This is a genomic window from Cedecea selenatireducens (assembly GCF_042138895.1).
Lineage (GTDB): Bacteria > Pseudomonadota > Gammaproteobacteria > Enterobacterales > Enterobacteriaceae > Cedecea > Cedecea selenatireducens.
On record NZ_JBHIKW010000012.1, the window covers coordinates 99166 to 118794 of the forward strand.

General features: G+C 48.5%; 17 protein-coding genes, 1 tRNA gene and 1 pseudogene. 4 read left to right on the top strand and 15 right to left on the bottom strand.

Going from position 1 to position 19629, the window contains the following annotated elements; all coding sequences use genetic code 11:
- The first annotated feature begins 18 nt into the window (after positions 1 to 18).
- On the top strand, positions 19 to 2541 hold the full coding sequence (locus ACE38U_RS18115) for a YeeR family protein (protein WP_375530290.1): 2523 nt from the start codon (positions 19 to 21) through the stop codon (positions 2539 to 2541).
- A 190-nt stretch (positions 2542 to 2731) separates the two neighbouring features.
- Here ACE38U_RS18115 and ACE38U_RS18120 read toward each other — a convergent pair.
- Positions 2732 to 2862: pseudogene (locus ACE38U_RS18120) on the bottom strand (arsenate reductase); the annotation flags it as partial.
- A gap of 288 nt (positions 2863 to 3150) precedes the next feature.
- Between ACE38U_RS18120 and ACE38U_RS18125 the strand changes: the two are divergent.
- Complete coding sequence (locus ACE38U_RS18125; protein ID WP_375530291.1) at positions 3151 to 3492, top strand: DUF6388 family protein; 342 nt, start codon at positions 3151 to 3153, stop codon at positions 3490 to 3492.
- 220 nt (positions 3493 to 3712) lie between these two features.
- Here the strand turns inward: ACE38U_RS18125 and xisR are convergent, their stop codons facing one another.
- The 9 genes from xisR to proB all read right to left on the bottom strand — a co-directional run bounded on the left by xisR (position 3713) and on the right by proB (position 12663).
- Positions 3713 to 3919: an excisionase family protein gene (xisR, locus tag ACE38U_RS18130; RefSeq protein ID WP_375530315.1), complete on the bottom strand. Its 207-nt coding sequence runs from the start codon at positions 3917 to 3919 to the stop codon at positions 3713 to 3715.
- Positions 3920 to 4614: 695 nt separating this feature from the next.
- A complete protein-coding gene (locus ACE38U_RS18135) occupies positions 4615 to 5151 on the bottom strand; it encodes a hypothetical protein (protein WP_375530292.1) in 537 nt (178 codons plus the stop codon).
- 198 nt (positions 5152 to 5349) lie between these two features.
- A protein-coding gene (locus ACE38U_RS18140) for an IS3 family transposase (protein ID WP_375530293.1) occupies positions 5350 to 6461 on the bottom strand; the annotation gives its coding sequence in 2 pieces (ribosomal slippage) (positions 5350 to 6200 and positions 6200 to 6461; 1113 coding nt in all).
- A 271-nt stretch (positions 6462 to 6732) separates the two neighbouring features.
- A complete protein-coding gene (gapS4b, locus tag ACE38U_RS18145) occupies positions 6733 to 7842 on the bottom strand; it encodes a GapS4b family protein (RefSeq protein WP_375530294.1) in 1110 nt (369 codons plus the stop codon).
- Positions 7843 to 7846: 4 nt separating this feature from the next.
- Positions 7847 to 8764: a GapS4a family protein gene (gapS4a, locus tag ACE38U_RS18150; RefSeq protein WP_375530295.1), complete on the bottom strand. Its 918-nt coding sequence runs from the start codon at positions 8762 to 8764 to the stop codon at positions 7847 to 7849.
- 4 nt (positions 8765 to 8768) lie between these two features.
- Positions 8769 to 9944 (bottom strand): tyrosine-type recombinase/integrase, encoded by a 1176-nt coding sequence (locus ACE38U_RS18155; RefSeq protein WP_375530296.1) that lies wholly within the window; start codon positions 9942 to 9944, stop codon positions 8769 to 8771.
- A gap of 163 nt (positions 9945 to 10107) precedes the next feature.
- Positions 10108 to 10183 (bottom strand) — tRNA-Thr (locus tag ACE38U_RS18160).
- Between the two features lie 111 nt (positions 10184 to 10294).
- A complete protein-coding gene (proA, locus tag ACE38U_RS18165) occupies positions 10295 to 11548 on the bottom strand; it encodes a glutamate-5-semialdehyde dehydrogenase (RefSeq protein ID WP_375530297.1) in 1254 nt (417 codons plus the stop codon).
- Positions 11549 to 11559: 11 nt separating this feature from the next.
- Positions 11560 to 12663: a glutamate 5-kinase gene (gene proB, locus ACE38U_RS18170; RefSeq protein ID WP_008457354.1), complete on the bottom strand. Its 1104-nt coding sequence runs from the start codon at positions 12661 to 12663 to the stop codon at positions 11560 to 11562.
- Between the two features lie 296 nt (positions 12664 to 12959).
- On the opposite strand from proB, the gene ompC reads away from it, so the two are divergent.
- Positions 12960 to 14069, top strand: coding sequence for a porin OmpC (gene ompC / locus ACE38U_RS18175; RefSeq protein WP_038475320.1), 1110 nt, complete (start codon positions 12960 to 12962; stop codon positions 14067 to 14069).
- Between the two features lie 55 nt (positions 14070 to 14124).
- On the opposite strand, the gene crl is transcribed toward ompC, so the two are convergent.
- From crl to gpt, 3 genes are all read right to left on the bottom strand, one after another.
- Positions 14125 to 14526, bottom strand: a complete 402-nt coding sequence (gene crl, locus ACE38U_RS18180) for a sigma factor-binding protein Crl (RefSeq protein WP_038475322.1) — start codon at positions 14524 to 14526, stop codon at positions 14125 to 14127.
- Between the two features lie 57 nt (positions 14527 to 14583).
- Complete coding sequence (gene frsA / locus ACE38U_RS18185) at positions 14584 to 15831, bottom strand: esterase FrsA (protein WP_375530298.1); 1248 nt, start codon at positions 15829 to 15831, stop codon at positions 14584 to 14586.
- A 116-nt stretch (positions 15832 to 15947) separates the two neighbouring features.
- Positions 15948 to 16406: a xanthine phosphoribosyltransferase gene (gpt, locus tag ACE38U_RS18190; protein WP_008457349.1), complete on the bottom strand. Its 459-nt coding sequence runs from the start codon at positions 16404 to 16406 to the stop codon at positions 15948 to 15950.
- A gap of 255 nt (positions 16407 to 16661) precedes the next feature.
- On the opposite strand from gpt, the gene pepD reads away from it, so the two are divergent.
- Complete coding sequence (gene pepD, locus ACE38U_RS18195; protein ID WP_038475328.1) at positions 16662 to 18119, top strand: beta-Ala-His dipeptidase; 1458 nt, start codon at positions 16662 to 16664, stop codon at positions 18117 to 18119.
- A 64-nt stretch (positions 18120 to 18183) separates the two neighbouring features.
- Here the strand turns inward: pepD and ACE38U_RS18200 are convergent, their stop codons facing one another.
- Together ACE38U_RS18200 and dinB are read right to left on the bottom strand one after the other, a co-directional pair.
- Entirely contained in the window at positions 18184 to 18504 is a 321-nt protein-coding gene (locus ACE38U_RS18200) for a hypothetical protein (protein WP_375530299.1), read from the bottom strand.
- A gap of 2 nt (positions 18505 to 18506) precedes the next feature.
- Positions 18507 to 19562, bottom strand: coding sequence for a DNA polymerase IV (dinB, locus tag ACE38U_RS18205; protein ID WP_375530300.1), 1056 nt, complete (start codon positions 19560 to 19562; stop codon positions 18507 to 18509).
- Between the last annotated feature and the right edge of the window lie 67 nt (positions 19563 to 19629).

Here is a 19629-nt window from a genome sequence, read left to right on the forward strand (position 1 = left end):
AGCAAGGATAAAACCACAATGCTACAGATAATTGGTGCGTTAATTTTACTGGCAATAGGGTTTGTTATTATAAAAGCGTTATTTAAGGCATCGCTCAATATTCTAGGTGTGATATTAGGATTGGGTGCATTGATTGTTGCGGGCCCACCTTTATTGGCGGGCTATATTGTAGAGCGAGTAACCTATGCGCTGCACTCACGTTGGCTGCTGGGTGTACCTCTTGCCATAGCAGGAATGGTGATTAGCTTTATGTGGGGACTTGATGGTAAACATATTGCCTACGAAGCTTATTCATTTGATTCAATGAAATTTATTTTAACCGCTGCATTTGCCAGTGGCCTGCTTGCAGTACCTGTACAAACCAAGGCTATTCTACAAAACGGGCTTATACCAGCCGATATCAATGCCAAACTTAAAGAGTATTATTGCTGTTTTTATACGTCTTACTTTTTGATGGCCTGCTCTGCGGCCACACCGTTTATAGCCTGGCAATATAATATCTCTTCTTCACTGATGTGGTGGGCAGGATTGCTATACTGGATTGCAGCCTTACTGACACAGTTCTATGCAGCAAGCCAAATTCAGGAGCTCAAGAAGTTAACTAATGCCATCAATACGGGGTTAAATGAGCATAAAGGGATCAATAACCAACTTTGGCTGACGGAACTAAAAGAAGGAAGTAACCTCTCAGCGGAATTCGTAGAGACTATCTATTTGAAATTGGTCTCACAGCATATTTTTCAAGGTGACACTCGTGAGCAGGATCTGGCTGGTGAAAACTGGCTTTTGAATGATGCCTGGTATGAACGAAAAATGGCTGAATTTAATGAGCAGTTAAACAGTAAAATTGTACATTCATCAGATGAGCTAAAAAGTCTTTTTGGTAATAGGCTGAATTTACCCTCTGCAGCGAATGATGATCTCCTGAACCGTTATCTTGATGGTGGGAACTATTATTCTTTTTCGGATGGCCGAAAATTTGTCTCGTTTCACTATGTCGACGAGCTTTGTACCTGCACTTCATGCGGTTTGAGTGAGATTAAAAGCGCAAAACTCCGGGACGGTGATGGGAGCCAGGAATGGTATTGCTCTGATATTTGCCGGGAAACGGAAAAACTCTGCATTGAAATTCACAAGCGCCCACAGGCTGAATTTATTTCCAGTGCAGCAACAAACGGTCTGATTCTCATGACACTCCCGGAGGCCTGGAATACTAACGAAAAAATGTTTGCGGTGGGAGGACAAGGACATGGTTTTGCAGCCGAACGGGGAAATCATCTTACGGATAAAATCCAACTAAAAGATGCACATATTCTCGGTGATGATAATGCGAAAAATGGTGCAGACAGGCTGGTTAACGGTTCAGAGATTCAGACCAAATACTGTGCAACTGCTGCACGTAGCGTAGGTGCTGGTTTTGACGGACAAAACGGTATTTATCGCTATTATGACAGTAACGGAGCCCCAATGCAGTTAGAGGTTCCTAAAGACCAGTATTCGAAAGCGCTTGAAACGATGGAGAACAAAATTCGCGATGGCAAAGTCCCCGGCGTTACCGATCCTGCAGAAGCCACAAAGCTTGTGCGTCAGGGACACCTGACTTATAGCCAGGCACAAAACATCACTAAATTTGGCACGTTCGAATCGATCACTTACGACATTGCGGAAGGGTCTATCATCAGCCTCGCAGCTGGAGGTATCAGCTTCGGTCTGACAGCTTCTATTTTCTACCTCAATACCGGCGATCGTAAGGCTGCATTGCAAACGGCAGCAATACAGGCAGGTAAAACATTTATCCGCACACTGACAGTTTATGTGACGGTACAGCAATTACATCGTATCAGTGCCGTTCAGGGGTTACTTAAAAATATTGATTTTGCCGCTGCCAGCCCGACAGTTCGTAATGCGCTTCAACAGGGAGTCGGGGCTAACAATCTCAACTCCCTTAACAAGATGATGCGTGGCACACTAGTTACCTCTTTCGCACTGGTCGCCGTGACCACTGGTCCGGATATGATCAAAATGGTGCGAGGTCATATTTCTGGAGCACAGTTTATAAAAAATCTGGCAATTACTTCATCTGGTGTAGCTGGGGGTGCAATTGGTTCTATTGCTGGCGGAATGATGCTTAGTCCATTAGGCCCTTTCGGTGCTTTAGCGGGACGCGCAGCTGGTGGCTTGTTAGGTGGAATGATTGCCACAGTGATTTCCAAAAAAATAGCGGGTGCACTGGTTGAAGACGACCGAGTAAAAGTGCTGGCTCTCATCCAGGAACAGGTTACATGGCTTGCAACAAGTTTCATGCTTACAGAACACGAACTTGAAAACCTGAACGCGAATCTGGCAACAGTAATTGACCAAAAAGCCCTGGAGGTTATCTTCGCCGCAAAAGAGCAAGACCGAGCAACGGCCAATATGCTGATTAAACCACTTGTTGTAAGTGTGGTTAAGCAACGACCAGTCCTGAGCTATGAACAATCGCAAATCGGCGAAATGGTTGATCAACTTGATACATCGGTTTCATTATCTGCAGTTGCCTAATGAAAGGTATAAATTCATTACCATCGTGATATGGTGCTCCAGATGAAGCAAACTTAGATGCAATTAACCACATGATACTATTGCAAAATCTAGAAAAGACAATGGTAATCATCATAATGAACCGGTTCGCACAGACTTGCGGAAGGGTATGGCGAATTAACAAATAAGGGGGTAATTGCCCCCTTAATGTTTATTTCAGTCGCTTACCTGCATCATCAACAACTTTCTCGCCATCTCCTGAGAGAAAGCCCCTTTCTGAGCATCAGGAAGGAAATCCAGAACAGCTTCAGAAGGACGACACAGTTTGGTTCCCAGCGGCGTCCTAATGAAAAGAAGAAATAGTAGAGGCTACGCGATTTCACTCTGCATGAACTTAAGATTAATTAAATCAATAGGATAGAAGAAAATAGTGCGATAATAGGAATAAAACATCATGATTTAAATGACTTTTTATTTTTTACGTTTTTAAACATACCCCCAGAAGTACCCTCACATTGTTTTTCGTCATGATTAATCGTTCGTTTTTTACTCATGATAATGAATCCACCCAGCTTCAAACTTCAGCGAGTTGTCGCTATCCTTGATAACAATAACAAAAGGATAAAACTGATGACTATACAAGATTGCTTCGATGCTGCCAGGGCGCAGTTTATACAGGAAAATCAGGCACTACTTCTAGAAATTGAGCACGAAGCTACTCGTCACGCCATAAACCTGGGGCTGACCGAAAGCGAGTTCATGGAATCCGAACTGTCACACAATTTCGCATCCTCTCTTGATCGATTCAGTAAGGGGCAGGATACCGCAGTAACAGTAATCAAAATGTTTGCTCCAAATGAAACCATCAGAAAAGAGCTTCTCATCGAACACCTTTCAAAAGTAGCAAGCAGTATAGGGATATCGCTGGAGGAGTATCTCAACTTAAACCGTATGGATATGAACAATCTTTAATAATACTCCGTCACTCCATTTTCTTAGATTTCTGGTGTAAGCACTTTTTCTATTACGCCAGTTTCCTAGCTTTATGGGAAGAGAACATCACGATTTCGCCAGAAACTAAAGAAACTGGCGTAATAATAGAGATTCTGCGTTTTGGCATCACATAGACTTCGCGAAAGTCGCATCGTCCTTGTATAAAATCTATGATCAACACAATGCCGGTGAAATCCAGTTATCCGGCCGAGCGTTTTGTTCGTGGTTTTGCGCGCTTCTGGCGCTCAACCCAATTATCAATTTCTAGCCGGTTATACATGATTGGACTGTTATCTTTTGGCTGGCAGTCACCAGAGTAGTGCCTATACTCCCGGCCTTCCATCCAGGACTTCTCCCGAGCAGATTTGATGCCATGTTTAGTTAGCCCTGTGATTGCCATCAACAGCTCTTCGGATACTCACTTATTAGGAACTAGTTGAATTATGCTCTTCTCTGACATGCAACCACCATTGAGCTTGACTCATCATGCCGGTGATCATATCGAAGACACTATTTTTGAACGTGAACAGACCCAAGCTATGGAAATTCTTTCATGTGTACTCAAAAAGTGTTAGTTCAGTCGGTTCAATTTGTAAAGACATTTGTTTTTAAATGAATTATTTCCAAAAATTGAACCAACACTCCCCGATTTTGAACCAACACACCGACGAATAGTCACCATGGATGGGAGCAATGCAGACCGAATCCACCAGCACAAGACTTGTCTGGTTCTGGGTTGGTGCTAATCACTTAGTACGCCGCGGCAATGGTTTATTCCATTTGTACGCAGGTCCGTTCATCATCTCCCAGTAACGTATCACTGCCGTTTTCCCTTACGTAATCTGCCGCTGAACTTCACGCAGTTCTACCGGCTGAGCTGATGGCTATCATGTTCAAGCTTAGCAATGGTCAGTAACTCGATTTCGCATGGTGTCATAGCATCTCTCCCTGCTGGTAGTGATCAACATTGCAATGCCCACAGGTCAATATTTCATTGGTCCACAATAGGTAAAATCTATGTGTCAAACCGCACTTGCACCATGCAAAATATATGTTTGTTACCCAACCTCGTAATTGGTGCAATAAGCCCTATACAAACACTTACCATTTAGATGTTTCAAAATCGATCCGCAATTCTTGACAGTTAATAAGACAGTGAGTTAATACAACAATTGATGCCCTTAATAAACGCTCATCTCTTTCTTTCTGTGCTTCTGATAGTTCAGAATGCTTTCCTCCATGAAACAAATTATTTCTCACCCGCCGAGTAAGTGATATTGCTTCGGCATAGTTATCATTAGGACGAGAGGGTTTGGTATTTTTAAAGGAAAGATCATATGTCTGGACTTTTGGAGGGCTGCCTACTAAATCTCTAACAGCACTCTCAAGCTTACCACTTGTTTTTAAACACAATTTTGGTGCAAGCTTATTTATCAACTCATCCCAATTCGGCTCAACTCGATCCTTCTTAGGGTCCTGACTCTTAGGTGCCTTATATTTCCCACACTCCTTCATGGCGAACTCAAACCGTGAGAAAATCGCAAAGAATTCACATACCAAATTTTTATTTAAATTACTTAACGAAAAAATATTAACAATCTCATAATCGCCATCTTTTTCTACAATTATTTCACTCATGCTCTTCATTCCGTTACTGTTGATTTACAATCTTCATATTGGTTCTTTAATGCTGAGCTTAACAAATTTTTTCATTTTCCTATTCCAGGATTTGTAATACACTCGCAACTCAATTTTGTATACTGATTTAATCATATATTCAACATACTTACCATAAAATCACCATCGGCACTAATTTCCTTTGTAAGTATCCCAGCTTTAGTTCCACACACTTTTTGAGTTTTCCGTTTTCTCAGCCATCAGCCGATATTCTTCCGGCGTCAGGTTATTCAGGGATTCATGGTACCGCTCGCTGTTGTATTCATTCAGCCAGCGTTCCGTTATTTCCCGTGCTTCATTCAGTGTTCTGAACAGATAAAAATCCAGTATTTCAGTCCGGTACGTCCGGTTAAACCGTTCGATAAATGCGTTTTGCGTCGGTTTGCCTGGCTTGATAAATTCCAGCATCACGACATGCTCTTCAGCCCATTGTGCCAGAGCCAGTGATATCAGTTCCGGCCCGTTATCCATCCGCATCTTCAGTGGATATCCACGGTTTGCTACTATTCTGTCCAGCACCCGCACGACCCGTTGCGCCGGGATATTCAGGTCAATTTCGATAGCCAGCGCTTCACGGTTAAAATCATCGACAACATTGAAAGTCCGAAAACGTCGGCCACATGTCAGCGCGTCGTGCATAAAATCAATCGACCAACTTTGGTTCAGTGCTTCCGGCGTTGCCAGCGGAGCCGGATTGCGCACCGGCAAGCGTTGTTTACCCTTACGACGAAAATTGAGTTTTAGCAGACAGTAAATCCGGTGTACACGCTTGTGGTTCCAGACGTGCCCCTGCCTGCGAAGCACCTGAAAAAGCTTCTTAAATCCGTAGCGAGGATAGTGTTCAGCTGCCTCGGTCAGCCTCTGGATCACCGGTTCATCACGTCGTGTATCCGGTTGATAACGAAACACCGTCCTGCTCAGCGATAACGTCCTGCATGCCTGGCGTATGCTCATCGTAAATTGCGTGGTCAGATAGTTGACGAGCTCACGCTTTATCGCTGGTTTTAAAGCTTTTTTTCTATGACGTCTTTCAGCGTCCGGCATTCCAGACTCAGATCGGCAAACATCTGCTTCAGACGACGATTCTCGTCTTCAAGATCTTTGATCTTTTTGATATCAGCGGCTTCCATACCGCCATATTTCGCCTTCCAGTTGTAATAGCTGGCTTCAGAAATAGCAGCCTCACGACACACATCTTTGACGGTTCGACCAGCTTCTACAGATTTCAGAACGGCAATGATCTGGTGCTCGGTGAATCGGATCTTACGCATAGCGATCTCCTCAGGTGACATAATCAGTATGTCGGAAGATCTCTAAAAATGAATGGGCCGTTTTGGTGGGATACTTACACCTTCATGCACCTGCATTAAAACCGCCCCCTGAAGCGGGCAGGCGTGGCGGGGAGAGCATTGCGCGCTGGAAATATAAATAATTATATATTCCACTTAAAGTAAGTACCGATTTGAAGAACGATGACAATTACGTGTTAAAGCCACCTTTTTACGCGGCCTTAACACATTAATCTAAAAATCACCAAACGAATTAATCAGCGACAAACTTATATAAATCATAGGCTTTTACTTTTTTTGCTTCAATTGTTTTCATAATACTGGCTTTGATTTCATTAATTTTTGAAACAGAAGCACCTTTGCCATTAAATGCTTTAAAATCAATAACAAGCTCAGCAACTTCTGATTTCTTAGTTGAATACTCCGGAAATTCATATGAGATCTTACACTCTGCGTCATAGTCAATATCTTGCATTGTGTAACTGGCCACGAGCTTTGATATTTTCAGATTTGGGTGAAGGCTTTTATTTCTGAAGAATATTGACTCACCTAAAGTACCTTTTAGTTTTAATTCTTCAATATTTCTTTCTAACCACTTTAGATCATCTGGAAAAGTGGTTGTTTCATCCGGATAGAAATCAACATCTATAATTTTTTGAAAATAAAATTCGTTTTGGACATGAGATTTGGCAATATTCTCAAGAAATTGTATTCTTTTAGCATTATCAAAATGATTAAACTGAATTTTTAATATCTCAGAGTTTTGCTTAATATGTCCTTGGGCCTTCAAATGGGAATTTAACCTTCTCAGTATTTTATCTGCAACTAACTTTGTTTCTTGAGATGTGTGATTGAGAGAAATATTTACTTCGACATCATCTTTCTTCTCACTATTTTTTTCCAATTCAATTCTACCAGAAAAATACTGTTCTGCTTCATGCCAACCATTCATTAGATCTATACGTTTTATGGTGAAGTCTAAAGCTATAGAATCATCATTATCTTTTACATAAAAGTCAGAAACATTTGTCACTTCATAATTACAAAAAGGATCATCTACCAAATCAGATAGGTTGAAATCATCACCTATAGAATCAATTAAAGACTCTTCTGAGTCCCATTTCAGAGTCCTCATGTTAATTTTTGTGCTATGTTCTTTGGTTTTAATTCTATCCTGAAGGAAATAGTACTCCGACGGACTCACTAGAGTTTTAATCAATAATGGAACCGTATTATTTTTTTCGTCACTAGAACAAAATACTCCCCTCCCTCGTAATACGGACTTCACTTCACTTTTACTTATCTTTGATTGAGACAAGAGAGTTTTTAAATTATCGCCACTTGGCAAAATCATAGAGTCCATTATCTTACCCTCTAAAATCGGTATTGTAAGAATCAATTTCAATATTTATCTCTCTGTCAAGAGATAAACGCAATCTGTCCAAATCTTCTTTAGCATTCAGCTTGTTATAATGACTAAATACGAATAAAAGATTTTTAGATATATCAGCTACTAAATCCCTTGTACATGATAGTAAATGCTCAATACCATTAGTGGAAAATGGTTCAGATGAAACCAAACAAATAATAGGTTGTTCTTGATTACCTCTTTCAATGACAAAAGGAATTATTGGGGAAGAAATATACTCAACTGGGAATATTTTCCCAAAATACCGCTTACCAGTAATGGTAAGATTTAGAGATGTTGGAGGATAGAAAAAATTAACTTTATCATCCCCGTATTTATTCTTTATATAAGTAATACTCTCATATAAAAAAGATGCTCTTTTATTATCCACAACATGTATAGTTCTGTATTTAAGATCACTGCTAATTTGTGAACTCTTAATAGAACTAATAATATCTTGTTTATCCGGGTTACTGTCATTATTAATGTAAAAAAGAACACCCGTATCAACTTTTTTACAACCATTATATCGACCAGCAGAAATCACCTGCTGATTGATTTCTTTTTTTAGCGAGGATTTTGCATAACACTCTATAGCTGTAGCGATATCTTCGAAATGACTTTTAAAGGTGGAAGCCACTTTAGAATAAGGATTTGAAGAATATTTTGATGATACTATCACATTCTCTATAGTCTTCGATTCTAACGGTGAATTATAGACAAATAATGCATCGATACCATGTGTGTTTTTTTCATGTTTACGCGTGTGGCAGTCAACATATTTATTTGCCGCATGGTTCTCCCATCCAAATATATTAAGAAAATGCGAGACTATGTCCTCACCATAATCCCCTACTAGTTTAGAAAACTCACCCATAAGATCATCCTTTTATGTTAAATAAAAAACTTGAATACCATTGAAGCATTGACCGCCGTTTTTCAATGTATTGAGCGTGATTATAAGTTCCTCGAATACAATTTTTATCTACGTGGGCTAATTGCATCTCAATCCATTGTGAGTCATATCCTTTCTCATGCAAGATGGTAGAAAGCGTATGCCGAAATCCATGCCCTGTAACGCGCCCAGCATATCCAATACGCTTTATGACTTGGTTGATACTAGCCTCACTCATAGGCTTGTTCGGATCGTTCCGCCCCGGAAATGCATAACGATAATTCCCTGTCATCATTTTGAGTTCATTAAGTAAATCTAACGCTTGAGACGACAGTGGCACAAGGTGTGCCCTACGCATTTTCATCCTTTCTGCTGGAATTTCCCAAATAGCGTTATCCAGATCAAACTCTGACCACAATGCCGCACGTAATTCGATGGTTCTTACACCCGTAATCATCAGTAACTTCGTAGCAATCTGGACAAGCCGACTACCTGTGTAACTGTCTAAAACACAAAGAAAATCAGGTATCTCATCAGCCTTTAAGAACGGGAAATGATTGGATTGATGTACTTCAAGAGCACTGGAGAGATCCGCAGCAGGGTTAAATTCAGCCCTTCCTGTGGCAATGGCATAACGAAAAACTTCTGAACAACGCTGCCTAACTTTGCGCATTTTCTCTAACGCGCCACGTTTCTCAATTTTACGCAGCACGTTTAACAGCTCTAACGGTTTAATTTCACCTACTGGCCTCGTCCCTACAAAAGGAAATATGTCGTTCTGAAACGCTTCCATGATGTCTGAGGCATAGCCAGCCGACCATTTAGCAGATTTCATCTGATGCCACTCTGTGGCTATCTTTTCGAACGCGCTTTCAGACTCAGTTTGCAAAGCGATCTTCTGCTCTTTAAGAACCTTACTCGGGTTCTTTCCTTCAGCAACCAGTTTTCGGGCATCGTCACGGCGTGAACGAGCATCGGCAAGTGTGATTGTTGGATAAACACCAAGCGAGATCATTTTGGGTTTACCGGCATAGCGATAGCGGAACCGCCAACTCTTGCTTCCATTGGGTTCTATAAGCAATGACAACCCTTGCCCATCCCCAAGTGTATAGGCTTTAGCTTCAGGCTTAGCGCGGCGAATCTGCATATCGTTTAAAAGCATGTGTATAGGAGTCCAGGACCGAACAGGAACATACACACATTCCTATACACATTCAGTACCGGATTCTACTGGATAGTTACGGACTAACATGGACTTAAAACAAGAAAAACCTTTATAAATCAGATGATTTAAGGACTAATACGGACGCTTGAGGAAGTTGAAATGGTGCCGATAATAGGAGTCGAACCTACGACCTTCGCATTACGAATGCGCTGCTCTACCAACTGAGCTATATCGGCTTTCAGGGCGCGCCACGAGCGTGACTGCGGTGTAAAAGGGTAAGGAAGATTGGGTGATGCGTCAACCACTTATCAAACTGACTGCTGGTTTTTGCATCACCCTGCTTTTAATTACGCACGAATCGTGTCGTCGCCGAAGCCGATCCACTTGTAGGTGGTTAAGGCTTCAAGCCCCATTGGGCCGCGGGCGTGCAGCTTCTGGGTGCTGACAGCCACTTCCGCGCCAAGGCCAAACTGGCCGCCGTCGGTGAAGCGAGTTGAGGCGTTGACGTATACGGCAGAGGAATCCACTTCGTTAATAAAGCGGTTCGCGTTGCGCAGCGTGCGGGTCAGGATGGCGTCCGAATGCTGGGTGCCGTGCTCGCGAATGTGGGCGATGGCATCGTCCAGGTCGGCCACCACTTTCACGTTCAAATGCAGCGACAGCCATTCGTCGTTGTAGTCCGCTTCTTTCACCGTCTCCACCGCCGCCGGGCCGTTTTGCAGCACAGGCAGCGATTTCTCGTCAGCATGCAGGGTCACGCCAGACTCGGCCATTTGCTTGCTCAGCGCAGGCAGGAAGCTGTCGGCAATCGCCTGGTGCACCAGCAGCGTTTCCACCGTGTTGCAGGTGCTCGGGCGCTGGGTTTTGGCGTTAACGATGATTTTCAGCGCCGGTTCAAACTCGGCGGTGTCGTCCACCACGATGTGGCACACACCGATACCGCCGGTGATCACCGGGATCGTCGACTGTTCGCGGCAAAGTTTATGCAGGCCCGCGCCACCGCGAGGGATCAGCATGTCGATGTAGCGATCGAGGCGCAGCATTTCGGTCACCAGCGCACGGTCGGGGTTTTCAATCGCCTGGACCGCCGCTTTCGGCAGGCCGCACTCTTCCAGCGCCTGCTGGATCACCGCCACCGTGGCGTTGTTGGTGCGCCAGGTTTCTTTCCCGCCGCGCAGAATGGCGGCGTTGCCGGTTTTCAGGCACAGAGAGGCAACGTCTACGGTGACGTTCGGCCGGGCTTCATAAATCACGCCCACCACGCCGAGCGGCACGCGGCGACGTTCGATGCGCAGCCCGCTGTCCAGCAGCCCGCCGTCAATCACCTGCCCTACCGGATCGGCGAGATTGCAAACCTGGCGCACGTCGTCGGCGATGCCTTTCAGGCGGGCCGGGGTGAGCTGCAGGCGGTCAAGCATGGCTTCGCTGAGGCCGTTTTTACGCGCCTCGTCCACGTCCTGCTGGTTCGCGGTCAGGATATGTTCCGCACGCGCTTCAAGGTAGTCGGCAATTTTTTCCAGCACGCGGTTCTTCTCGCGCCCGGAGAGCAGTGCCAGCTGGTAAGAGGCCTCTTTTGCCGCTTTGCCCATTTGTTCAAGCATTTATCTGCTCCTTAATTAACAATCATGTCGTCGCGATGCACGGCCACCGGGCCATATTCATAGCCGAGGATGTCGTCGATTTGCTGGGAGTGGTGCCCGGCAATACGGCGCAGGGCGTCGCTGTTGTAGCGGCAAACGCCGTGGGCGATGTCGCGCCCTTCCAGGCTACGAATGCGAATCACCTCACCACGGGAGAAGTTACCGCTCACGCTTTTGATGCCTTTAGGCAGCAATGAGCTTCCGCGTTCCAGAATAGCGGACAATGCGCCGTCATCCACGGTGATTTCACCGGCTGGCGGGGCGCCGAAGATCCAGCGTTTGCGGTTCTCCAGCGGAGACTGCTGCGCGTGGAAGCGTGTACCGACGGGGTTCCCGGCCATCACGTCGCCAATAACGCCAGGCTTGCTGCCTGCGGCGATGATCACGTCGATGCCAGCGCGGCAGGCCACGTCCGCAGCCTGCAGTTTAGTGCCCATGCCGCCTGTGCCAAGGCCAGAAACGCTGTCGCCTGCAATGGCGCGCAGCGCGTCGTCGATGCCGTGCACTTCTTTGATCAGTTCCGCTGCCGGGTTGTTACGCGGGTCAGCGGTATACAGGCCCTGCTGGTCGGTGAGCAGCAGCAGCTTGTCGGCCCCGGCCAGAATCGCCGCCAGCGCAGAAAGGTTGTCGTTATCGCCCACTTTGATTTCCGCCGTCGCCACGGCGTCGTTTTCATTAATGACCGGCACAATGTTGTTATCTAACAGAGCTCTGAGCGTGTCGCGGGCATTAAGGAAGCGCTCGCGGTCTTCCATATCGGCGCGGGTGAGCAGCATCTGCCCGACGTGAATGCCGTAAATAGAGAACAGCTGTTCCCAAAGCTGAATCAGGCGACTTTGCCCTACCGCGGCCAGCAGCTGCTTGGACGCGATGGTGGCGGGGAGTTCGGGGTAACCGAGGTGTTCACGCCCGGCGGCAATCGCCCCGGAGGTCACAATCACAATACGATGCCCCGCCGCGTGCAGCTGGGCACACTGGCGAACCAGTTCAACAATATGGGCGCGGTTCAGGCGGCGGGAGCCACCGGTTAATACGCTGGTGCCTAGTTTTACGACCAGCGTCTGGCTGTCACTCATGATTCTCTGCCGTTTCTACAAAAAGGGGAAATTAAAAAGCCAGATGACGTTGTAACAGGACTCGCGCGGCTTGCCAACAGGCGCGTGGGAAAAGGGCTAATAAGCGAAAAGCGATCGCTGAAAATAGCGGATATATTTTACATTTTTATGACATATAAACTTTATTACGTTTATTTAATCTTTCTCCTAAATTGTCATAAATCTTTAATCTGAGAACGATAAAACCCTTCCTGTTTTTAGCGGGAGCCCGACTCCTGGAACAATTTTGCAAGCTTTCATCATTCTTGGGATAACAAATGAAAAAGAGCACACTGGCATTAGTGGTAATGGGCATCGTGGCTGCTTCTGCTTCTCAGGCAGCCGAAGTTTATAACAAAAACGGCAACAAGGTTGACCTGTACGGCCGCGTAAAAGCTGAACATTACTTCAGCGACAACACCGGCTCTGACGGCGACCAGACCTACGCTCGCCTGGGCTTTAAAGGTGAAACTCAGATTAACAGCCAGCTGACCGGTTACGGCCAGTGGGAATACCAGATTGCGGGTAACAAAGCAGAAAACGACTCTACCGGCACCAAAACTCGCCTGGCGTTCGCGGGCCTGAAAGCCGGTGACTACGGCTCATTCGACTACGGTCGTAACTACGGCGTGCTGTACAACATCGCCTCTTACACCGATATGATGCCAGAGTTCGGCGATGACTCGTTCGTCAGAACCGACACCTTCATGACCGGCCGTGCGACCGGCGTGGCGACTTACCGCAACAACAACTTCTTCGGCCTGGTTGACGGCCTGAAGATGGCTCTGCAATACCAGGGCAAAAACGGGGCTGACAGCGCGAACACCCGCAGCGACACCTCTCGCCAGAACGGTGACGGCTTCGGCACCAGCCTGTCTTACGACATCGCTGACACCGGCCTGAGCGTGGGCGCAGCCTACGCCAACTCTAACCGTACCAACGCGCAGAAAGCGTCTGTTTACGGTAAAGGCGACAAAGCTGAAGCCTGGACCACCGGCATCAAGTACGACAAGAACAACGTTTACCTGGCAACCATGTATGCTGAAACCCGTAACATGAACCCAATCAGCGTCCCGGGTTCCCTGGCCGGCACCAGCAGCAGCGTGTCTGGTTTTGCTAACAAAAACCAGGCGTTCGAAGCCATCGCTCAGTACCAGTTCGACTTCGGCCTGCGTCCATCCCTGGGCTATGTTCAGTCTAAAGCGAAAGACATCGAAGGGATTGGTGATGCGGATCTGGTGAAATACATCGACGTGGCCGCCACCTACTACTTCAACAAAAACATGTCTGCGTTTGTTGATTACAAAATCAACCAGCTGAGCGACAACAATAAGTTGAAGCTGAACAACGACGACGTTGTTGCGGTTGGTATGGTTTACCAGTTCTAATTCGCGATACTGCGGACAAAAAAATCCCCGTCAGGTTGACGGGGATTTTTTATTTTCAGGCGGAGAGTTTTAGCTTTTTTTCAGCGAAGTTCTCGGCGGGTACCAGCCCAAGCTCAAGGCTGGCGAGTAAATCTTTCAGGCGTTTGTGGAAACCGCGCAGCGTCTGCTCCAGTTTTTCGTCCACTTCTTTGTCTTTTGCCGGGGTTGCCGTCCATTTACCGTCTTTATCGAACAGGCCGAACTGCCAGGTGTAGGTAAACTGCTTTTCCTGGGCTTCCAGCACCATCCACCATCCCCAAAATTCACGTTTCTCCGGCGCGGGCTTTACGTTAACGCACACCGCCAGGCAATCGAAGAAGAAACGGTTATCTGCACACTGCTCTTCCCGGATGTACGGGCCAAGCGCGGCGAACTTTCTGATCAGTCTACTTTTCGGGTGTCCACTCGGTAACGTCATTACGATCTCCTGTTGTGAAGCAACTGTTTTAGCAAACAGCCAAAATTTAGCAAATATTTAACGTAATCTTTGTTTCACCCAGCCGGTAATTTCTTTAAGCGCTTTGTCAAAGTTTTGATACACCGGGTTAAACGGGATCTGGAGTAATTTGCCGTCGGCAGATGACGAAGTGATTAAACGAGATTCTTCTTCCGGGCTGAACGGATCGTTTTCCCAAAAACCAGACAGCATTGGCGTTGGGCAGCGGCGGCCCAGTAGGCCCTGGGTTTTCAGCGAGTAGCGGTTCAGCTCCACGCTCAGCGCGCTGTCGGAGATGGTGGTCATGCCGAGGCGGCTGGCCAGCACGTCAATGTACATTTCCGGCACGTTGGCCTGGCGCTGGGGGTCGCTCAGCAGCGCGTGAACCACCGGCCCAAGGCAGGCCACGGCTTTCAGCCGCGATGCTTCCAGGTAAGCCAGGCGCACGGCAACGTTGGCGCCAAAGCGGAAGCCAAATGCCGCCACGCGTGTATGGTCCACCCACGGAATGTTGGGCAGCGCTTTTAGCACGTGCTGGTGCAGCACGCTCGAATCCTGCGTCAGCTTCCACTTCGAAGAGAAGCCGACCGACGGCATGTCGATGGTCAGCATCGCGATGCCCTGCGGCGCAAAGTATTTCTCAAACAGGCTGTAATAATCGCTCTGTAGAGCATCCAGGCCGCCGCACATCAGCACGGTAGGGAATGGCCCTTCTGCCCCCTTAGGCATATGCAAGAAGCCGCTGATGGTGCCGCCGCCGCTCATCGGGAACTCAAGCTCGCGCAGCCCGCCAGACAGCCGGGGAGCAGCTTCTTCGTAAGCGCGGTTAGCCAGGACCTGAGCCTGCTCGGCCAGCGCATCCCCTTTCAGGTGCGGGTAGGCCGCAATGCTGTAAAGGTTCGCAGCCTGTAGCCAGCATTTGCCGATTTTCTCTTCGTCGGTTTCCTGTCCCGCGCGCTGCTGCCAGAGCATCGCCTGCTTCGACCATTCGTAGATCCAGTTGCCGCCGCGGTAGCCCATCACGGTATCAAACTGCTCGTCGTTAGTTCGCTCGGCTTCCGTACAGGCAATCCGGGCCTGAACTTCAAGGATTTCACGTGGATCGACCCCACGCCAGATCCACATCAGGCGATTGATCATGCGATACCAGTGAGGCACGTTTTTGCCGTCCAGCGTAGACTGAATCGCCGGCGTTGCGGTATGCCGCGCACGACGCACCAGCGTGGACGTTTCCGGGTGTTTGAATCTTGGCTTAAAGAGGGTTTCGCTTAGGTTGGCCTGCGACATCGTTTCACTGCCTCCATGAATACGAGAAACGTCGCTATTGTAGCCTTATACGGCCTAAATAACACAAACGCCCGGCAGTGCCGGGCGTAAAAGAATGCAAAACTTTGGTATGGAGATTAACGGCCGGCCAACGGCGGCACGAACACCACGCCCATATCCCACGGCTGCTCAATCCAGGTGTCCTGCGGGATATCAATCACGTAATCGTCCACCAGCGGCTGCCCGGCTGGTTTGGCGAAGATGGTGACGAAATGAGCTTTCGGATACATTTCGCGAATCGCCACTGCGGTACCGCCGGTATCCACCAGGTCATCAATCACGATGAAGCCTTCACCGTCGCCTTCCGCACGCTTCAGCACGGTCAGCTCACGCTGGTTGTCGTGGTCGTAGCTGGAGATGCAAACGGTATCAACATGGCGAATACCCAGTTCACGAGCCAGCAGCGCGCCCGGCACCAGGCCACCACGGCTAACGGCAATAATGCCTTTCCACTGTTCGGCTGGCAGCAGACGCTGAGCCAGTTTGCGGGCGTGAATCTGCAACATGTCCCAGGTGACGACGTATTTTTCGCTCATGTGAAGTATCCCGGCCTGTAAATAACGGCTTAAAAAGTATTCGAAGGGGTTTTGGTTGCGCGAGATTATAGAGATCTGGCGCACTAAAAACCAGTGCTGCGGGCTATTGGCAGCCGATTTTGCTCTTATTCAACCTTCACGCAACAAAAGAAAGTGGTATTCTCAGGACATCGCGCAAGCCGTGCTTGTGGTGTAAATGAACCCGGCCTAAAACGTGACCGGTAAGCCAAAAAAATGACTCCAGGGAGACTCAACGTGTCTGAATTGTCTCAATTATCTCCACAGCCGCTGTGGGATATTTTTGCCAAAATCTGTTCTATTCCGCACCCGTCCTATCACGAAGAAGCGCTGGCGGAACACATCCTGTCCTGGGCAAAAGAAAAAGGCCTGCACGTAGAGCGCGACCAGGTGGGTAACATCCTGCTTCGCAAGCCAGCCACTCCAGGCATGGAAAACCGCAAACCTGTGGCGCTTCAGGCGCACCTCGATATGGTGCCGCAGAAGAATAACGACACCGTGCACGACTTCGCCAAAGATCCAATCCAGCCGTACATCGACGGCGAGTGGGTCAAAGCGCGCGGCACCACTCTGGGTGCGGACAACGGCATTGGTATGGCGTCCGCGCTGGCGGTGTTGGCTGACGACTCTGTAGAGCATGGCCCGCTGGAAGTGCTGCTGACCATGACCGAAGAAGCCGGCATGGACGGCGCGTTTGGCCTGCAGGCTGGCTGGATGCAGGCAGATATCCTGATCAACACCGACTCCGAAACGGAAGGTGAGATCTATATGGGCTGCGCGGGCGGCATCGATTTCATCACTACGCTGCCGCTGCAGCGTGAAGCGGTTCCAGCCGGTTTTGAAACCATCAAGCTGACTATCAAAGGGCTGAAGGGCGGCCACTCCGGGGCAGATATCCACCTGGGCCTGGGTAACGCCAACAAGCTGCTGGCTCGCTTCCTGCTTGCTCACGCTGCGGAACTGGATGCTCGCCTGCTTGACCTGAACGGCGGCACCCTGCGTAACGCAATCCCGCGTGAAGCCTTCGCCACGCTGGCTGTACCAGCCGCGAAAGCCGCTGAGCTGAAGTCTGCGGCTAACGACTACCTCGCAGTTCTGAAAAACGAACTGTCTGCGGTAGAGAAGAACATCACCGTGCTGGTGGAAGCCACAAGCTCCGACAAACAGGCGCTGACCGCTAAAACTCGCGACACCTTCCTGCACCTGCTGAACGCGACGCCAAACGGCGTGATCCGTAATTCCGACGCGGTGAAAGGCGTGGTTGAGACGTCCCTGAACGCGGGCGTCGTGACCATGAGCGACGACAGTGCAGAAATCATCTGCCTGATTCGCTCCCTGATCGACTCCGGTAAAGACTACGTGGTTAGCGTGCTGGAATCACTGGGCGAGCTGGCCGGAGCGAAAACCGTGGCGAAAGGCAGCTACCCTGGCTGGCAGCCGGACGCAAACTCTCCGGTGATGGGTCTGGTGCGTGAGACTTACCAGAAGCTGTTCAACAAAACCCCGAACATTATGGTTATCCACGCCGGTCTGGAATGCGGTCTGTTCAAAAAACCTTACCCGGAGATGGATATGGTTTCCATCGGGCCAACCATTACCGGCCCACACTCCCCGGACGAGCAGGTTCACATTGAGAGCGTGGGCCAGTACTGGACGCTGCTGACCGAGCTGCTGAAGGCGATTCCGGCGAAGTAATTTTTACCCTCACCCTAACCCTCTCCCTAAAAGGGAGAGGGGATTTTCTTTATCCACCTTAATTTCAGCGACAAGCTGGTTTTCCTCCCTCTCCCTGAAAGAAGAAGGGATTTTCTTTGTTCGCCTGATTTTTAGCGACAAGTCTGTTTTTCCTCACTATCCCTGAAAGGGAGAGGGGATTTTCTTTGTCCGCCTGACTTTTAGCGACAAGTCTGCTTTTCCTCACTATCCCTAAAAGGGAGAGGGGAGTTTCTTTGTTCACCTTAATTTCAGCGACAAGCTGGTTTTCCTCCCTCTCCCTGAAAGAAGAAGGGATTTTCTTTGTTCGCCTGACTTTCGGTTTTCCCCTTCTCCCTTCCAGGGAGAAGGCCGGGATGAGGGGCATGTTTACAGCCCCAGCAACAGCTGCCTTTCCAGCTGCGGGTCGAGCAGGGTCACGTGCAGCCCCACCAGCCGAACACCTCGCCCTCCCCTTCGTTCTGCCCACGTTTTGCGGGCGGTGGCGATCAGGTCTTCTTTATTCAGCTTCGGCCAGACGTGCTCCTGGGTCGTCAGCTGGAAATCGTTAAATTTGAGCTTGATGCCCTGGCGGGCGATGCGCAGGTCGGCGCGTTCTTTGGCCAGCCGCCGCTCAAGCTCCGGGTACAGGCGCTCGATAATCTCTTCGCATTCGTGCCACTCGTGAATGTCTTCCGCCAGCGTACGCTCCACGCCAACCGACTTTCTCTGGCGATCGTTACTGATTTCCCGCTCATCAATCCCCTGGCTGCGCTCCCACAGTACCCGACCAAATTTGCCGAAGCGCTTTAACAGCATCGCCAGGTCGGCATTTTGCACGTCGGCACAGGTTCGCAGGCCAAGCGTTTCCAGCTTTGCTACCGTCACTTTGCCAACGCCGGGGATCTTCCCTAACGGCAGCGTCGCTAAAAAGTCAGGCACCTGTTCGGGCGTAATCACGAACTGGCCGTTCGGTTTATTGAGATCGGAGGCAATCTTCGCCAGAAACTTGATCGGCGCAATGCCCGCCGAGGCGGTCAGGTTTAGCTCGTCGGAAATAGCCTGCCGAATATCACGGGCAATTAACGTCGCCGAGCCCTGGCAATGGCCGCAGTGGGTGACGTCCAGATAAGCTTCATCCAGCGACAGAGGCTCAATGAGCGGGGTATAGCGGGAGAAAATTTCACGAATATGGTTGGAGGCTTCTTTATACGCGTCGAACCGGCCCGGCAGCAGAGTGAGGTGCGGGCAGAGTTTTAGCGCCATCGCGGTCGACATCGCGCTGCGCACGCCGTATTTTCTGGCGGGGTAATTCGCCGTGCTGATCACGCCTCGCCGTTGGGCGCTGCCACCAATCGCCAGCGGGATATCGCGCAGGGCCGGATTATCACGCATCTCAACGGCGGCAAAAAAGCAGTCCATATCGACATGAATGATTTTGCGCATGCTCACTCAACCAGAAAAATAACACTGGATAAGTATACAGCTTATTTTCGATATGGGGAAATCGCCG